The organism is Flavobacterium sp. (genome assembly GCF_044368625.1).
Classification (GTDB): Bacteria; Bacteroidota; Bacteroidia; order Flavobacteriales; family Flavobacteriaceae; genus Flavobacterium.
This window is the reverse complement of the sequence record NZ_JBIPPD010000010.1, coordinates 1-16350: the sequence shown is the minus strand read 5'-3', so window position 1 is coordinate 16350 and position 16350 is coordinate 1. Positions and strand designations below refer to the sequence as shown.

The 16350-nt window shown below is 36.6% G+C and carries 15 protein-coding genes; 7 read left to right on the top strand and 8 right to left on the bottom strand.

The window, feature by feature from the left end:
- Positions 1 to 84: 84 nt before the first annotated feature.
- Both ACIQ2X_RS01645 and ACIQ2X_RS01640 read left to right on the top strand, forming a co-directional pair.
- Positions 85 to 312: a CDGSH iron-sulfur domain-containing protein gene (locus ACIQ2X_RS01645; protein WP_396177134.1), complete on the top strand. Its 228-nt coding sequence runs from the start codon at positions 85 to 87 to the stop codon at positions 310 to 312.
- A gap of 189 nt (positions 313 to 501) precedes the next feature.
- Entirely contained in the window at positions 502 to 1041 is a 540-nt protein-coding gene (locus ACIQ2X_RS01640) for a hypothetical protein (RefSeq protein WP_396177133.1), read from the top strand.
- Positions 1042 to 1136: 95 nt separating this feature from the next.
- On the opposite strand, the gene odhB is transcribed toward ACIQ2X_RS01640, so the two are convergent.
- Together odhB and ACIQ2X_RS01630 are read right to left on the bottom strand one after the other, a co-directional pair.
- Complete coding sequence (gene odhB / locus ACIQ2X_RS01635; protein ID WP_396177132.1) at positions 1137 to 2396, bottom strand: 2-oxoglutarate dehydrogenase complex dihydrolipoyllysine-residue succinyltransferase; 1260 nt, start codon at positions 2394 to 2396, stop codon at positions 1137 to 1139.
- 83 nt (positions 2397 to 2479) lie between these two features.
- Positions 2480 to 5269, bottom strand: a complete 2790-nt coding sequence (locus tag ACIQ2X_RS01630) for a 2-oxoglutarate dehydrogenase E1 component (protein WP_396177131.1) — start codon at positions 5267 to 5269, stop codon at positions 2480 to 2482.
- Positions 5270 to 5382: 113 nt separating this feature from the next.
- Here ACIQ2X_RS01630 and ACIQ2X_RS01625 point away from each other — a divergent pair, with 113 nt between their 5' ends.
- The 3 genes from ACIQ2X_RS01625 to ACIQ2X_RS01615 all read left to right on the top strand — a co-directional run bounded on the left by ACIQ2X_RS01625 (position 5383) and on the right by ACIQ2X_RS01615 (position 7602).
- Complete coding sequence (locus ACIQ2X_RS01625) at positions 5383 to 5883, top strand: hypothetical protein (protein WP_396177130.1); 501 nt, start codon at positions 5383 to 5385, stop codon at positions 5881 to 5883.
- 147 nt (positions 5884 to 6030) lie between these two features.
- Positions 6031 to 6555, top strand: coding sequence for a hypothetical protein (locus ACIQ2X_RS01620; protein ID WP_396177129.1), 525 nt, complete (start codon positions 6031 to 6033; stop codon positions 6553 to 6555).
- Positions 6556 to 7602, top strand: a complete 1047-nt coding sequence (locus ACIQ2X_RS01615; protein WP_396177128.1) for a T9SS C-terminal target domain-containing protein — start codon at positions 6556 to 6558, stop codon at positions 7600 to 7602. It abuts the gene before it with no gap.
- A gap of 129 nt (positions 7603 to 7731) precedes the next feature.
- On the opposite strand, the gene ACIQ2X_RS01610 is transcribed toward ACIQ2X_RS01615, so the two are convergent.
- The 6 genes from ACIQ2X_RS01610 to ACIQ2X_RS01585 all read right to left on the bottom strand — a co-directional run bounded on the left by ACIQ2X_RS01610 (position 7732) and on the right by ACIQ2X_RS01585 (position 12113).
- Positions 7732 to 8256 (bottom strand): hypothetical protein, encoded by a 525-nt coding sequence (locus ACIQ2X_RS01610; RefSeq protein ID WP_396177127.1) that lies wholly within the window; start codon positions 8254 to 8256, stop codon positions 7732 to 7734.
- Between the two features lie 6 nt (positions 8257 to 8262).
- Positions 8263 to 9699, bottom strand: coding sequence for a choice-of-anchor Q domain-containing protein (locus tag ACIQ2X_RS01605; protein ID WP_396177126.1), 1437 nt, complete (start codon positions 9697 to 9699; stop codon positions 8263 to 8265).
- 24 nt (positions 9700 to 9723) lie between these two features.
- Positions 9724 to 9903: a hypothetical protein gene (locus tag ACIQ2X_RS01600; protein WP_396177125.1), complete on the bottom strand. Its 180-nt coding sequence runs from the start codon at positions 9901 to 9903 to the stop codon at positions 9724 to 9726.
- A gap of 74 nt (positions 9904 to 9977) precedes the next feature.
- Complete coding sequence (locus tag ACIQ2X_RS01595; protein WP_396177124.1) at positions 9978 to 10541, bottom strand: Crp/Fnr family transcriptional regulator; 564 nt, start codon at positions 10539 to 10541, stop codon at positions 9978 to 9980.
- 181 nt (positions 10542 to 10722) lie between these two features.
- Positions 10723 to 11076, bottom strand: a complete 354-nt coding sequence (locus ACIQ2X_RS01590; RefSeq protein ID WP_396177123.1) for a hypothetical protein — start codon at positions 11074 to 11076, stop codon at positions 10723 to 10725.
- A gap of 14 nt (positions 11077 to 11090) precedes the next feature.
- Positions 11091 to 12113, bottom strand: coding sequence for a LacI family DNA-binding transcriptional regulator (locus tag ACIQ2X_RS01585; RefSeq protein ID WP_396177122.1), 1023 nt, complete (start codon positions 12111 to 12113; stop codon positions 11091 to 11093).
- A gap of 152 nt (positions 12114 to 12265) precedes the next feature.
- Here ACIQ2X_RS01585 and ACIQ2X_RS01580 point away from each other — a divergent pair, with 152 nt between their 5' ends.
- Together ACIQ2X_RS01580 and ACIQ2X_RS01575 are read left to right on the top strand one after the other, a co-directional pair.
- The gene (locus tag ACIQ2X_RS01580) at positions 12266 to 14899 is read left to right on the top strand and encodes a TonB-dependent receptor domain-containing protein (RefSeq protein WP_396177121.1); all 2634 of its coding nucleotides are present in this window, start codon (positions 12266 to 12268) and stop codon (positions 14897 to 14899) included.
- 87 nt (positions 14900 to 14986) lie between these two features.
- Positions 14987 to 16350 (top strand): MFS transporter (locus tag ACIQ2X_RS01575; protein WP_396177120.1); only part of this gene is annotated, 1364 nt, incomplete at its 3' end.

The following is a 16350-nucleotide window of genomic DNA, read 5'->3' as shown; positions in this document are numbered from 1 at the left end:
GCATTTTGTTGTTGTAAATAGAGGGCTCAAACTTTTTAAATTTTAGAATTATTTCCAATCTTTGGTTTTCAAAAGTAAAAAACTATGAGTAAGACAAAATTAACCGTTACCAAAAACGGATTTATAAAAATTGACGGCGATTTTGAAATCGTAGATCAAGAAGGAAACGTATATGATTTGCAAGGCAGAACTGCTTTGGGACTTTGCCGGTGCGGATTGTCGGCGAATAAACCCTTTTGCGATGGAGCCCACCGTGGCGGTTTTGAACACGATGCCACCGCATTTGATTTGCCACCGATGAAAACAAAATAATATTTTAAGGAAGCTGTAATTTAAAAGTTTTTTCGCCACAGATTTTTCAGATTAACACAGATTAACCAATCGTGTAGACTGAAAATCTTTTTAATCTTTTCAATCTGTGGCAAATTTCTTTCTCTTTTATTGTGTGGCGTTTTTAAAAATAAAGTTTTGCAGAAATTGCAATAATTTAAAAAATAGGAAATGGAATTTGGTAAAATAATTGTTTCAGAAACCGCTTTTAATAGTGAAAACCCACAAGATGTGATTCACTCGAATATATCAATCATCAACTTGATGCGGGAAGAAGGCGTGAACGACGATTTGATTCATGAAGATGCCTTGATGAGTTATTATCTGGATTATTATTGGAGCCAACTTTTGGAGGGTAATTTTGCGCAATTTGTGCACCAATCCGGTTGGGACAAAGAACTAAACGAACTCATCGAGGAAGGTTTGGCATTGATTGGTGCCGAGAGACATTTGGAACTTTTTCAGCAACAAGCCAAAAAAGTAAAACTGATGAGTAGCGTAAAACTCGCGAAATTTCTAAAAGGAAAATTAGAAGGGGTCAATCCCGTTCGCGATGCATTAAACTTGGATGCTTTTTTTGAACTGGAGGAAAATTTAATAGAACGCAATGCCCATTTTTTAAAATCCCATCCCGACTTCGAGGTGCTTTCAGTAGACGAAATTTTCACAACTTTGGAAGCATTTGTAGGGCACGAAATCAAGAGAATGTAGATTGTTTTCTGTTTAAAATGTAAAAAATCCCGCTTCAACTGAAACGGGATTTATTTTTTAGAATCTGAAACAAGTTCAGATTGACAAAGTGTTATTTACAATTCCAATGCTTTTCTAGCATCGCCATTCATCAATAATTCCAATGGATTTTCCAAAGCTTCTTTGATTGCTACAAGGAAACCAACTGACTCACGACCGTCGATAATTCTATGGTCATAAGAAAGTGCTACATACATCATTGGATGAATTTCTACTTTTCCGTTTACGGCAATCGGACGCTCAATAATATTGTGCATTCCTAAAATTCCTGATTGTGGTGGATTGATAATTGGTGTAGACAACATACTTCCAAAAACACCACCATTGGTAATGGTAAATGTTCCACCCGTCATGTCGTCCACCGTAATTTGTCCATCGCGGGCTCTGATTGCCAGACGTTTAATTTCTGCTTCAATACCTCGAAAAGTCAAGTTTTCAGCATTTCGAACTACGGGAACCATCAATCCTTTTGGTCCAGAAACCGCGATAGAAATATCGCAGAAATCGTAGGCCACTTTGTAGTCGCCGTCCATCATTGAGTTCACATCCGGGTACAATTGCAATGCTCTAGTTACAGCTTTTGTAAAGAAAGACATAAAGCCCAAACTTACACCGCCGTGTTTGGCTTTGAAAGCGTCTTTGTATTCGTTTCTGATTTTGTTGATAGGCGTCATGTTTACCTCATTAAACGTGGTCAACATTGCTGTTTCATTTTTTGCAGCCACCAATCTTTCGGCTACTTTACGACGCAACATCGAAAGTTTAGTACGTTCTGAAGCACGATTTCCACCTGTAGGTGTACCCATTGAAGGCGTTGCATTTACGGCATCGTCTTTGGTAATTCGGCCATCTTTTCCTGTTCCTTTAATGTTAGAAGCTGGAATATTTTTTTCGTCCAAAATTTTACGAGCTGCTGGAGATGGATGTCCGCTTGCCGCTGAAGATGGGGTTTGAGTAACTACTGGAGTTGCTTTTACTTCTTCTTTTTTTACTTCAACTACTTTTTCAGCAGTTTGTTCCGTTTCCGCTGCAAGAGTTGGCGTGCTAGGTTCAGAAGCCCCTCCTTTGGAGGGGTTGGGGAGGCTGGTATCAATTAAGCATACTACCGCACCTACAGCTACTGCATCGCCTTCTTCGGCTTTTAGCGTGATAATTCCGCTTGCTTCGGCAGGTAATTCTAATGTGGCTTTATCCGAATCAACTTCAGCAATTGCTTGGTCTTTTTCAACATAATCACCATCTTTTACTAACCAAGTTGCAATTTCAACTTCTGTGATGGATTCTCCCGGCGAAGGGACTTTCATTTCTAAAATCATCTTATCTTTTGTTTAAGGTTTGAAGCGTTTAAAGTTTAAAGTTAATAAATTCAACCTGAAACTTTAAACCTGAAACTAATATTTTAATTAAATAAATTTTTATCAAAAACCATAGCAATTGCTGAAGCATGGCGTTTTTTAGAACGTGCATAACTTCCCGCTGCTGGAGCACTGTATGCTTTTAGAGATGCCAATCGTAATTTCAATAAATCAAAATTCATTAACATGTAGCTGTATGCTCCCATATTTTTTGGTTCTTCTTGTGCCCAAACGTAATCGTCCACATTTGGGTAGCTCGCAATAATATCTTTTAATTGCTCAATTGGTAATGGAAATAATTGTTCGATTCTAACAAAAGCTATGTCCGTTCTTCCGTTTGCTTCTCTTTCTGCTACCAAATCGTAATAAAATTTTCCGGTACAAAAAACCAATGATTTTACGGCTTTTTTATCGGCACTTGGATCGTCTAATACTTCTTGAAAACTTCCGTTAGCAAATTCTTCCACAGTAGAAACTACCGATGGATGACGCAACAAACTTTTTGGAGTAAATACGATTAATGGTTTGCGGTAAGTAGTTTTCATTTGTCTTCTCAACAAGTGAAAGAAGTTGGCTGGAGTGGTACAATCAGCAATAAACATGTTTTCGTTGGCACACATTTGTAAATAGCGTTCCATTCTTGCAGAAGAATGTTCGGCACCTTGGCCTTCATATCCGTGAGGCAACAACATGACCAAACCGTTTTGATTGTTCCATTTGTCTTCTGCCGCAGAAATGTATTGGTCCAACATAATTTGAGCTCCATTGCTGAAATCTCCAAATTGGGCTTCCCAAATGGTTAATGTTTTTGGACTTGCCAATGCATAACCGTAATCAAAACCAACTACACCGTATTCAGAAAGCAATGAGTTGAATATATTAAATTTACCCATTTTGTTTTCGGCGGTAGGCTTCAAATGGCGCAACAACACCACTTTTTCTTCTGAATCTTCTGATTTTATAACCGCATGACGGTGCGAAAAAGTGCCTCTTTCTACGTCTTGACCTGATATCCGTACATCATAACCTTCGGTCATTAAACTTCCGTAAGCTAGTAATTCGGCCATAGCCCAATCCAACTTGTCGTTGGCGAAAAACATTTCTTTTCGGTCGTTGATTAGCTTTTCGATTTTTTTGATAAACTTTTTATCGGTTGGCAATTCGGTAATTACTTTTGCAATATCGGTAAGCGTTTCTTTAGAAAAAGTGGTATCTACTTTCTCTTTCATTTTCGCCTGATCCGCTTTTGCAAATCCTTGCCACTCATTTTGCATAAAAGGCGTGATGATTGTCAACTCTTTTTTGCGCGAAGCTTCTAGATTTTCTTCTAAAGTTGCTTTGTATTTTTCTTCTAATTCTTTAACATAATCGTCCTGAATTACTCCTTCTGAAAGTAACTGACTTGCATAAATATCTCTTGAATTTTGATGTTTAGCAATTATTTTGTACAATTTTGGTTGGGTAAAGCGTGGTTCATCACCTTCGTTGTGTCCGTATTTTCGGTATCCTAACAAGTCGATAAAAACGTCACGACCGAATTCCATTCTAAAATCGAGTGCAAATAACATCGCATGCACTACCGCTTCGGCATCGTCTGCATTTACATGCAATACAGGCGATAAGGTTACTTTTGCGATATCAGTACAATACGTAGAAGACCGTGCATCCAAATAATTGGTTGTAAAACCAACTTGGTTATTGATCACGACGTGAATCGTTCCGCCGGTTTTGTAACCATCAAGTTGTGCCATTTGCACAATTTCATAAACAATTCCTTGACCAGCAACTGCTGCATCACCGTGAAGCGCGATTGGTAAAACCTTTGAATTATCTTGTGGATAATAGCGGTCTTGTTTTGCACGGGCAATACCTTCAATTACAGCTCCAACGGTTTCTAGATGCGAAGGATTGGGTGCCAAGTTGATGTTGATGCTTTTTCCTGTTTTTGTTTTTCTATCGGCTGTAAGGCCCAAGTGGTATTTTACGTCACCATCAAAAAGTGCGTGATCGTCGTAATCTTTTCCGTCAAATTCGGAGAAAATATCTTGGGTGTTTTTTCCAAAAATATTGGCCAAAACACTCAAACGGCCCCGGTGTGCCATTCCCATTACGAATTGTTCAACGCCTTTTTCGGCTGCTGCTTCAATCAAAGCGTCTAATCCAGGAATTAAAGTTTCGCCACCTTCTAAAGAAAAACGTTTTTGACCTACATATTTGGTGTGCAAAAAGTTTTCGAAAGAAACGGCTTCGTTTAATTTTCCTAAAATGCTTTTCTTTTCTTCTTTTGAAAATTTAGGAATATTATCGTTGTATCCAATTTTTGCTTGAATCCATTCTCTAATTTTTGGATCACGGATGTACATGTATTCTACACCAATATGTTGGCAATAGATATTGTCTAAGTGTCCAATAATTTCCTTTAAAGTACACGGCTGAATTCGGATTGCTTTGGCAGCATCAAAAACGGTATTTAAATCTTTTTCGGATAAACCAAAATTCGATAATTCAAGTGTTGGGGTATAGGTTCTTCTTTCGCGAACAGGATTTGTTTTGGTAAACAAATGGCCACGAGTACGATAGGCTTCAATTAAATTTAAAACATTAAATTCTTTTTGAAGTTGGTCTGAAACCAAAGAACAATCTTGAGGTTGAGCGGCAACAGCCGCCATTTGCACTACGGGACTTTCATCGTTATAGGTTGTAGTACCAAAATCAAATCCTTGAAAGAAACTTCTCCAGCTTGGCTCAACGCTGTCAGGATTTTCTAAATACTGATCGTATAATTCGGCAAAAAAATCAGTGTGAGCTGCATTTAAAAATGAAAACCTATCCATAATATGTATTGAATGTCCTGTTTTAATAAAAATGATTAGGCAAAAGTACAACAAATACCACACTCTAATAAATATTTTATACATTTATGACTTAAACTTTTCTTAAAGAAAATATGATGTTAGATAAAATAATTAAATCAACATTTTTGTTGCTATTTGTTGGAATTCTTAGTTTTAAAGCCTCAGCACAAAGCGGCACTAAAATTTCGGAGCGTGTACATTTTGGTGGAAGTTTGGGACTCAGTATTGGTTCAGGTTTTACCAATATTGTAGTTGCACCAAGTATGATTTATGATGTAAACCAGTATTTCTCGGCTGGAGCGGGGTTACAGGGAAGTTATGTTAAATGGCAAAACAATTTTGAATCGTTTATTTATGGTGCCAGTATTATAGGTTTGGTTAACCCGATTGAGCAATTGCAGCTCTCTGCTGAGTTGGAACAGTTGCGAGTTAATACCACTTATCCAGATAATTTTTGGAATACCGCTCTATTTCTAGGAGTTGGCTATCGAACAGATAATGTTACCGTTGGCGTGCGGTACAATGTTCTGTTCAAAGCCAGAAACAACGTTTACAACGAAGCATTTATGCCCTTTGTACGGGTTTATTTTTAATAAAATCCATTACGTACTTTGTAAATAGCTCATTTTAAGGCAGTTTTTTGATATCTTTGGAGGTAAATAGGTGATTTGGAAAAATAATTACCCTATTGTTTGACAGTTATTTAATCCACAATTAATTTGAAAACATTATTTTATTCTTTGTCACTATTTTTAGTAACCATTGAAGTACAATCGCAAATAGGAATCGGAACCACTTTGCCTAATCCCAATTCAATTTTAGATTTAACAACAACCAACAGAGGGTTTTTATTGCCAAGAATAGCGTTGACCAATACCACCAGTCCAGCACCACTTACAGCATTTGTAGCAGGAATGACGCTTTACAATACGGCTTTAACCGGTGATGTTTCACCTGGCATCTATTTCAGTAATTGCACTTCTTGGATTTCCATTGAAGAAGCAAGCAAAAAAACGTGGTACAGCGAAACAACCAATGCTGGAGCTGCTTCTAATATGCAAGATATTTATCATTTAGGCAATGTGGGTATAGGTACAACAAGCCCGGATTGCGAGTTGGACGTTACCGGAACTGGAGCGATAAAAGTACCGGTTGGAACCACAGCACAACAACCTTCCGTTGCCGTTGCAGGAATGATTCGGTTTAACACAACTTCAAATAAGTTCGAAGCCTACAATGGGACTTCGTGGGTAAATCTGAACTAGATGAAAAAAATAATTTTCATATTATTCATCATTGTTTTGCCACATCAAAAAGCGATAGCACAAATAGTGGGATGTACTGATCCACAGTCAACAAATTTCAACCCAGCAGCTACTTACAATGATGGATCTTGCACTTACGCGAATGTAACCCAAACTTTGACAACTGTTGCTTCCTTGCCAGTGCAATTAAACGAAATCAGTGGTATGATTTATTATAACGGGAAGTTGTACGGACATCCGGACAGCGGCAGCGGAAATTTGATTTATGAAATTAATCCAGCCACTGGAGCAATAACTAAAACCATCACCTTAACGGGTACTACAAATGTAGATTGGGAAGACATGACGCAAGATTCCATTCATATTTATGTATGTGATACGGGTAATAATATAAGCGGAAATCGAACCAATTTAAAGATTTACAAATTTCCAAAATCCGCAATTTCGTCTGAATCAACAATAGCGATACCTGCAAGTGAAATTGAAACCATCAACTTTTCTTATCCAGATCAAACCGATTTTACACCGAAACCTGTAAACAGTACAAGTTTTGATTGCGAAGCAGTTGCTTTCAATCGAGGCAAACTTCACCTGTTTACTAAAAATTGGTTGGGCAGTGAATCGGTACATTATGTCTTGCCTACAACTCCTGGTACTTATGTAGCAGAACGATTTGATTCAATCAATACTGGAGGTGTAAAAATTACAGGTGCTGACTTCGGTGCATTTGATGAGCTTATTTTAATTGGTTACGAAATAACAGGTTTGGCCAATTGTGCTCTATTTTTGGATTACGGTTTTGACGGAAGCTATTTTTACTTCAATACAGGTAGTAAAAGGCGATTAAATATAGGGAATGCGCTTTCGAGAGGTCAGGTAGAAGGAATTTGTTTCGAAAATGCATTGAAAGGATATATTGCTAACGAACGATTTAACCCTAATGTATTTGTAAATGTTCCACCACGAATTTACACGTTTGATATTACCGCACGTATAAAAGAATATTACGAACACAACCAATTGTTTTTAAGCGGAATAACTCCATAGGCGGGAATGATTAGGTTTAATTCTGACACTAAAAAAACGGAAGGTTACGACGGAACCCATTGGGTAATTTTGAGCGATTGAAAAAATAGATATTTGTGTTTTCAGAATTTTCCACTACACTTAGACTCATTATTCTCCCCAAAAAGACCAAACTAAACCATTATAAACCGCTATTTTTTTTCTAAAAGTGTCATAAACCATCGTTCCTGGTTCAGGATTGGGAAAATTTACGGTTACATCAGCCACTTTTGGAAGCATCAATGCTTTTTCCGAAGATTCTAAAACCAAAACACCTGTTTTAGTAGTGGTTGGGCTTCCAATTATTGTTTTAGAATTCGATGTTTGTTCTGCAAAACTATCTTGAATTGATGTATCTACCGCACCACTGGTAATAGACATATCAATCCAGGTGTTTGTGTTGTCATTAAAATATTTGACTTTTTTATCATCACTGTCAAAAATCAACATTCCGCCAGAGGGCGATACCACTGCCGCCGCTGAGGTTACCCAAGGTAAAATAATCCCTTTGTTTTCCGAACCAAATTCTAAAATAGCCTTGTTATTTACGGTACTTGTTCCGATGCCAACTTGCGAAAATAAATTGTTGGTACACAAACAATAGGTAGTTAAGGCAATTAGGTATAAATATTTCATTTTTTATTAATTACAAGATTGTACAATAGCTACCCACGTTGTTCCATTGTATAGTTTTATTACAAAATTGTCTGAATCATAAACAATCATTCCTTCCATAGCGGGGATAATGGTTGTTTCAGGATTATTCATCACTGGAATTACAAAGCCTTTTGTTTTAGATTCTAGGACGAGATATCCGTTTTTTCGGGAAGTAATCCAGTTAGAATCATTAACTCTGTCTAATGTTGTTATGCCTAAAGTGGATTCTAATGCCACACCTGTTACACCAGGCGGGAAACAGATACTTATGACATTTTGGTATTCAAAAGCGCCTATGTCTACAGTGCCGTCGAAGGGTCTTGGATTTCCGTCGAAATCGATAGTAGGTGCATTTGAATTAAAACCTGCATTTATTACAGGACTTGAGTTTAGTAATCTAAAATTAGCTGTTAACGGATTGATACTCGGGTTTACAAACTGTGGATCAGTACCAATGATATTAGGGGTTAGAACAGGACCTAAAGGGAAAGACAATTTATCAATGTAGTTGTTTTTGATTGTGATATTTGTTACGTCTTTCGATGAAATTCCCATAGTTACTAATGGGTATAAATTTGGGTCGGTCATCGAAATATTATTCTCGATAGTAATGTTATCTCCAAAGCCAGGTTCACAAAGCGCTAGAATTCCGCTTGCGGGATATTCAACGCTTGCATATTGCGAAACGACCCACGAATTTTTGAAAATTGTGTTATTGCGAACGGTAACATTGCTTGTGTTATAAATGGTTATTCCTGAGCCGCCGTTGTTAAAACAAATGTTGTTTTCTATTAAAGCTGGTATAACATAAGGGACTCCGGCACCTTGCAATTGCTGGGTAAAATTCCAATCATCAAGTATAATTCCGTTTCCATCCGTGGGTGGGCCAAAATTTCCGTTAACATTGGTGTAAAAAAATTCACAATAATTACCATAAACCGTATTGCCTCTTATAATGTGACCGTAACCGCCTTCTAAAGTATTGTTACTTATTTTTTTGGGATGATAAAAGTTGATACCGCTACCGTTTCCGGGATTTCTAATTGAATTATTAAATACGATATTATTTTCAATGATAATGTTTTGACCGTTTCCACCCACGCCACTCAAACCAAAATTGTGTAATTTGCAATTGCGAATAGTTACAAATTCGCTATTATCTATAATAATACCAGAATGGATGTTGGTGGAATTTGCTGGTGCAAAAATATCAAAACCGTCGATAACAATTCCTTTTGAGTTGATGATATTAAAGGCATTAAATTGTGAGGTCAGCTCCAATTGAACGGCTCCTTTATTGATTGCTTTAAGTACAAAGCGGTTGGTATTTGTACCCATTATTCCATCAATTTTTAGACCGAATGTGTAGCCATCTTCTTGATAATACCCGTCATTAACCCATAACGTGTCGCCGGGAAGCATCGGGACGCCTTGATTCCCTCCGGGTTAACCTCCCCAATTGGCATATCCGTAAAGTGCAGTATTTATAGACCGCCAAGCGCCCTCTGGAGTATTGGAAAGTCCAGTATTGCTGTCATCACCATCGATTCTGATGTAATAATTAGTTGCGGTAACTTGCTGGACAATTCCAATAAAAAGTAGGAGTGTTGCTAATTTTTTTTTCATCACTAATTTGCTTTATAGCTCAAAATTAGAAAAAAGGAAAACACTGCTATTTGATTTAAATCAAAAAAGGAAATTTATTTTTTTCCACGGATCCGGCTTAAACTTTCCTGCGTGATTCCTAGATAGGATGCAATATGTCCTAACGGTACTCGGGTTAAAAGTTCCGGCTCGTTTTTTAAAAGTAAGGCGTATTTTTCCTCAACATTTGTAAACTGAAAATATTTCATACGTATAATATTTTTCAGGTAATATTTTTCTGCAAGTACTCTCCCCAAATGCCCTAATTCGGGAAAATCTATATATTGTCTTTGGTAATCTTCGTAATTTATCATGAGCAATTCGGTATCTTCTAATGCCTCAAAGTTGTCAGTAGATACAGTTTGAAGTAAAAAACTGTCGGAAGAATTGAAAAAGTCATTTTCGAATCGAAACCAATCACATACTTTTATATCATTACTAAAATGATAGCATATTATCGACCCTCTTTGAATGTAATACAAGTGCCTGCATACTTTGCCTTCTTGAAAAAGAAAATCGCCTTTTTTAACAAATATAGGTTTCCAGATTTCACACAATCTTCTTTCACACTTTTCAGATAAAGGGATAATAGATTTAATTGTTTGTAATAATTCTTCCATAAAAATTGTGTTTACGTTTACAACTGTCCTGAAAATCGTTTTCTCTAAAATAAGACAAAAATAATATTTCAGATTTAAATTGTTTGAACCAGAGTGCTGACTTTCAATTTAAAAATTAATTCTCATCAGACAATTTTCGGAAGAATTCTCAACTAGAGGTAGCATTTACAGCAAGGTCAGTTTACAGTTTATTCCTAAACCACACTTTCTGCCATTCTCTTTTCAAAATCAAAAACGAAACTTGACCTGAAAGTATGGAAATGTCCGAACCATCCAATTTTTTTACTTCTTCTTCAGAAACGTCGATTATGTAGAGTAAATTCAAGTATTCGGCAAATTTATACTGAATCAGTCGGTAGATTTTTTCGTGTAAAATAGCTTTCACATCTTCTGCGGCTGTAGCTTCAGGAATGTCAATAGATTCATTTGCTAAATTGAAATCTTTGTTAAGTTGGTTAATAAGTTTCGAATACAGCATTTCGGTTTCAGCTTGTGAAAACAAGGAATCAATTGTATTTGGAGCGATAAAATTCATAGATATATTATTTCCTATTTACGTGTGGAAGCTCTTGCAATTAGGTTGGTTTTTAAGGTAACTGTTTTTGGTTCAAAAGTACCACCTTCTTTATTAACATTGATTTCGTCGAGCAATAAGTTAAATGCAACTTCACCCATTTCTCGTCCTGGTTGATCAATGGTGCTCAATTTTGGCGTCATTACTTGCGACATAAACCAATTGCTAAAACCAATTACCGCAATTTGTTGTGGAATTTTAACGCCATTTTCGTTGCAATAAGCCAGTACTCCTACGGCTACCAAATCAGTGATTGCAAATACTCCGTCAACGTCGGGATGATTTGTTGTGATTTTTTTTGCAAACTCAAAACCTTCTTCAAAACTTACTTGTTGACACGTATAAACAAGCGAAGGATCATATAAAATTCCATTTTTTTCTAGTGTTTTTTTGTATCCTAAAAAACGATCGATTGCATTTTGCGGGTTAATAGGCCCTCGGATATGAACGATTTTTTTACACCCAATATCAATCAAATGTTGTACCGCTTCTGCCGCTGCTTTTTGATCGTCAATAATGACTTTTGAACTATGAATTAGTTTTGAAATTTTGTCAAACTGCACGAGCGGAATTCCTTTTTGTAAAATTTCTTTCAAATGCAAGTCGTTATTGGATTCGTTTGAAAGCGATATCAAAATACCATCAACTCTTTTATTAATTAGCAAAGCGACCTGTTTTTTCTCTAACGCTATGGATTCATTCGACTGAAGAATGATCACCAAATACCCATTTTTTTCAGCTTGATCTATAATTCCATTAATTACGCTCGAAAAAAAATGATGCACAACTTCGGGGATTATTAGGCCAATCGTCTTTGATTCCTTTGTTCGTAGATTTACAGCAAAACTATTGGGTGTATATTGTAATTGTTCAGCAAGTGCGATTACTGCATTTTTAGTTTTTGGACTAACATCTGCATAGTTTTTTAAAGCTTTGGATACCGTAGTGATAGATATTCCAAGTGTTTCGGCAATTTCTTTTAAAGTAGTAGCTTTCATTACACAAATATCAGAAAAATAAATCCAATTACACCGAAAACGTTTTCGAAATAATCGAAAACGTTTTCGGTGCAATAGTAATAAAATTTAACATTAAAAAAATTAATTTTGAAAGAAATACAACAAAAAAATATTAATCTAACAACCTAAAGATGAAAAAAATTACTTTGTGGCGTAAAAAATTGGCAGTGGTAGTGGCTCTAATGCTATTTCAATTCACATTTGCCCAAACTGCAACAATATCGGGTACTGTAAAGGATTTAAATGGGCTTACACTTCCAAGTGTAAACATACAAATCCAAAATACAAGTAAAAACACTGTCACAGATAGTGAGGGTAAGTACCAAATTACTAATGTGCCTTATGGCGAGTTAACCATTGTTGCTTCGTATGTAGGTTCAAAAACAGAAACTAAAACAGTTACTGTTGATGGAAATCTTACCCTAGATTTTATCTTATTAGATGAAGCTACTACCTTAGAAGATGTAGTGATAACGGGTGTAGTGAATCCCCGTGCAAAGATAAAATCGAGTATTTCTATTACAACAATGGATGCAAAACAAGTGGAGCAAGCTGCACCAAGATCAACGGCGGAGATTTTTAGAACAATCCCAGGAATACGATCTGAATCGTCTGGAGGTGAAGGAAATTCAAATATTTCTGTCCGTGGTGTTCCAATATCTTCGGGTGGTTCAAAATATTTGCAAATACAAGAAGATGGACTTCCTGTTTTACTCTTTGGTGATATTTCCTTTGCAACGGCTGATATTTTTACAAGATTTGATGGTAATGTTGCACGAATAGAAGCAATTCGCGGTGGTTCAGCTTCCACATTAACTTCTAATTCACCAGGAGGAATTATTAATTTTATTAGTAAAACTGGAAAAACGGAAGGCGGTACAATGAGTAGCAGTTTTGGATTGGACTATGGAAATTTCAGAACCGACTTGGATTATGGGGCTAAAATTGGTGAAGGTCTCTACTTCCATGCTGGTGGATTTTACCGCACAGGTGAGGGTGTCCGAAATACAGGATTTAATGCAAACAATGGCGGGCAAGTGAAATTTAATATTACTAAAGAATTTAAAAGTGGATCCGTAACGATTTTTAGTAAATTTCTTAACGATCGTGCAGCGGCTTATATGCCAATGCCTGTGCAAGTATCGGGCACAAATGCCAATCCAAAGTGGGGCAATGTACCTGGTTTTGATGCAACTACGGGTGCGCTCCAATCCATTTATTTAAATCATAATGTAGGACTTGGTACAGATGGTTCTGTTCGTCGAGCCAATGTTGCAGATGGGATGAACCCGATTTCAAGATCAATTGGCGCCAATGTAAATTTTGATTTAGAAGACGGATGGAAAATCACCAATAACGGTCGATTTTCATCCAACAGTGGTGGCTTTATCGCTCCATTTCCTGCACAAGTAGCTTCAGGTGCATCGATTGCCGAGTCTTTTGGTACTGGTTCAACATTGAGTTATGCTACAGATGGAACGCCGTTTAATTCTGCTAATGGATTGGTTGCTCGAATTCACATGTTCGATGTACAGCTTAACAATTTTGATAACTTCATGAATGATTTACGCATAACCAAAAAATTTGATAAAGCAGGTCTAGGCGTTACTATGGGATATTTTAAATCAATTCAAAACATATCGATGAATTGGATGTGGAATTCCTACCTTCAGGAAGTTAGTGATAATAATCCAAGACTTATCAATGTAAATGATGCATCTGGAAACCCATTAACAGAAAATGGATTATACGCTTATGGTACACCATTTTGGGGAAATCTTGCACGAAACTATGATACTCAATACAATGTTTCAGCACCTTATTTGAATATCTCGCTGGATGTATCGGATAAATTATCGCTAGAAGGTGGCTTGCGTTATGATATGGGGCAAGTGAATGGATCGTTTGCAGGAGGTACATCTACTACATATGATATGAATAATGACGGTGTAATTTCGGTACCAGAACAAAACGTATTTGGTGTAGATACAGCAAATGGAACAGCCGTTGACTATGATTATGATTTTGTTTCTTACACTATCGGAGGTAACTATTTAATTAATGAACAGCAATCCGTTTTTGCTCGAATCAGTAAGGGAGGTTCGGCAAAAGCAGATCGGATTTTATTTTCTGGATTGAACTACTTGGACGGAGATAGAATTAATGCAAAAGATATGTTGGCGCAGGCAGAAATTGGGTACAAACAAAAATTTAGCAAAGGATATGTTTTTGCAACTTTATTTCAGTCACAAACCACAGAAGAAGGTGGTTTCGAAGCTACTTCAAATAGCGTTATCGAAAACGACTACAAATCAATAGGATTTGAATTGGAAACAGCTTACAATTTAAATGCAGATTTCGACTTGCGTGGCGGATTGACATACACAAAATCAGAGATTTCATCAGGAGATAATCAAGGGAATGAAGCACGTAGACAACCTAAATTGATGTATAATTTTATGCCTACGTATAGATTTTCAAAACAAAAAAATAATTCTATAGGTGTTAGTTTCATTGGTCAAACCAAAGCATTTGCACAAGATAGTAACGAGCTAGTTATGGACGGTTTTGTTCTTTTGAATAGTTTTGTTGAATTTGGCATAACTAAAGGATTATCACTCAACGTTGCTGGAAATAACCTTTTAGATACATTAGCCATTACCGAAGTTGAGGAAGGAAGTATTACTGAAAACACAACCAATTATGTAAGAGCAAGACCCTTTCCGGGACGTTCTGTAAGCATGACGTTATCGTATAAATTTTAAATTAGATTTCATATTTTGTTTATTGTTATAGTTCCTGCTGCTTCTAAGTGTCAGGAACTATTTTTTAAATTTGAAAAAAATAAAAAAATGTTACACAAACAGAAACTCAACTTTTGGCAGATATGGAATATGAATTTTGGCTTCTTCGGGATTCAGTTTAGTTTTGGTTTGCAACAAAGTAACATGAGTGCGATTTATAAATATTTAGGGGCTGATGAAGCAAGTCTTCCTATGCTCTGGCTTGCAGGACCGGTTACGGGTTTAATTATTCAACCTATTATTGGTGCCATAAGCGACGGTACGTGGAGTCCAAGATTTGGTCGAAGAAAGCCATTTTTCTTAATTGGGGCTGTTGTTTCCAGTTTTGCTTTAGTTGCAATGCCTTTTTCTTCAGCCATTTGGATGGCTGCAAGTTTACTTTGGATTCTTGACGCTGCGAATAATATTGCAATGGAACCCTACAGGGCTTTCATCGCTGATAAACTGCCCAAACAGCAACACTCACTTGGTTTTTTGATGCAAAGCTTTTTTGCTGGTTTAGGGATCACATTGGCTAATTTTACACCTGCTATTCTGGTTGCTTTGGGTATTTTATCTATCAGTGACAAGATGGAAAACGGCATTCCCACCTATACTTATTGGGCATTTTTTATTGGAGCCATCGCTGCCATCGTGTCTGTTTTAATATCTGTAGCTACAACTAAGGAATATCCTCCAACCGAAGAAGAACTACTGGAAATTAAAATACAAAAAGAAAAAAATAATATTTTTAAAAGAGTATATCTGGAAATTGCTCACGCAATTAAAACCATGCCACTGGTCATGAAGCAGCTCATTCCTGTAAAATTTTTTACATGGTATGCTATGTTTTGCTATTGGGAATACATCACATCGGCATTGTCAATTTCAATTTTCAATACAAGCGAACAATCTTCAGAGGGTTTTTCGAAAGCCCAATTACTTACCGGAAATCTTAATGGGACCTACAATATAATTTGCTTTTTATCGGCATTTGCTTTAATCCCGCTGGCAGTTAAAATCGGGGCTAAAGGCGTTCATTTTATCGCCTTAGTTTTAGGAGGTATTGGATTAGTTTCAGTTCCTTATCTTGACAATACAACGGTTTTGTTTTCAATTTATAATCCCTTTGGAAGCAACATTACTTTAAGTACCATTTATTTGTATTCTTTTGGGCTCGGAATTGCATGGGCTTCAATGCTAGCAGTGCCTTACCAACTTTTAGCTGGAGCTATTCCAAAACAAAAAAGAGGTGTTTATATGGGTATTTTTAACATGTTTATTGTCATTCCAATGATTATCCAAATCATCACCATGCAATATTTTGTTTACGATTGGCTAGGAAATAATCCCATAAATGTCATTCGTCTGGCGGGTTTATTTTTAGTGCTAGGTGGTGTTTTCACCTTATTCATTAGAGTGAAAAATAAAAA

Bases quoted from the DNA above. Each gene is read 5' to 3' on its own strand.
- odhB (WP_396177132.1), bottom strand. From the start codon at position 2,396: ATGATTTTAGAAATGAAAGTCCCTTCGCCGGGAGAATCCATCACAGAA.
- ACIQ2X_RS01615 (WP_396177128.1), top strand. From the start codon at position 6,556: ATGAAAAAAATAATTTTCATATTATTCATCATTGTTTTGCCACATCAA.
- ACIQ2X_RS01585 (WP_396177122.1), bottom strand. From the start codon at position 12,113: ATGAAAGCTACTACTTTAAAAGAAATTGCCGAAACACTTGGAATATCT.
- ACIQ2X_RS01595 (WP_396177124.1), bottom strand. From the start codon at position 10,541: ATGGAAGAATTATTACAAACAATTAAATCTATTATCCCTTTATCTGAA.
- ACIQ2X_RS01640 (WP_396177133.1), top strand. From the start codon at position 502: ATGGAATTTGGTAAAATAATTGTTTCAGAAACCGCTTTTAATAGTGAA.
- ACIQ2X_RS01580 (WP_396177121.1), top strand. From the start codon at position 12,266: ATGAAAAAAATTACTTTGTGGCGTAAAAAATTGGCAGTGGTAGTGGCT.
- ACIQ2X_RS01625 (WP_396177130.1), top strand. From the start codon at position 5,383: ATGATGTTAGATAAAATAATTAAATCAACATTTTTGTTGCTATTTGTT.
- ACIQ2X_RS01590 (WP_396177123.1), bottom strand. From the start codon at position 11,076: ATGAATTTTATCGCTCCAAATACAATTGATTCCTTGTTTTCACAAGCT.
- ACIQ2X_RS01605 (WP_396177126.1), bottom strand. From the start codon at position 9,699: ATGCTTCCCGGCGACACGTTATGGGTTAATGACGGGTATTATCAAGAA.
- ACIQ2X_RS01645 (WP_396177134.1), top strand. From the start codon at position 85: ATGAGTAAGACAAAATTAACCGTTACCAAAAACGGATTTATAAAAATT.
- ACIQ2X_RS01630 (WP_396177131.1), bottom strand. From the start codon at position 5,269: ATGGATAGGTTTTCATTTTTAAATGCAGCTCACACTGATTTTTTTGCC.
- ACIQ2X_RS01610 (WP_396177127.1), bottom strand. From the start codon at position 8,256: ATGAAATATTTATACCTAATTGCCTTAACTACCTATTGTTTGTGTACC.
- ACIQ2X_RS01600 (WP_396177125.1), bottom strand. From the start codon at position 9,903: ATGAAAAAAAAATTAGCAACACTCCTACTTTTTATTGGAATTGTCCAG.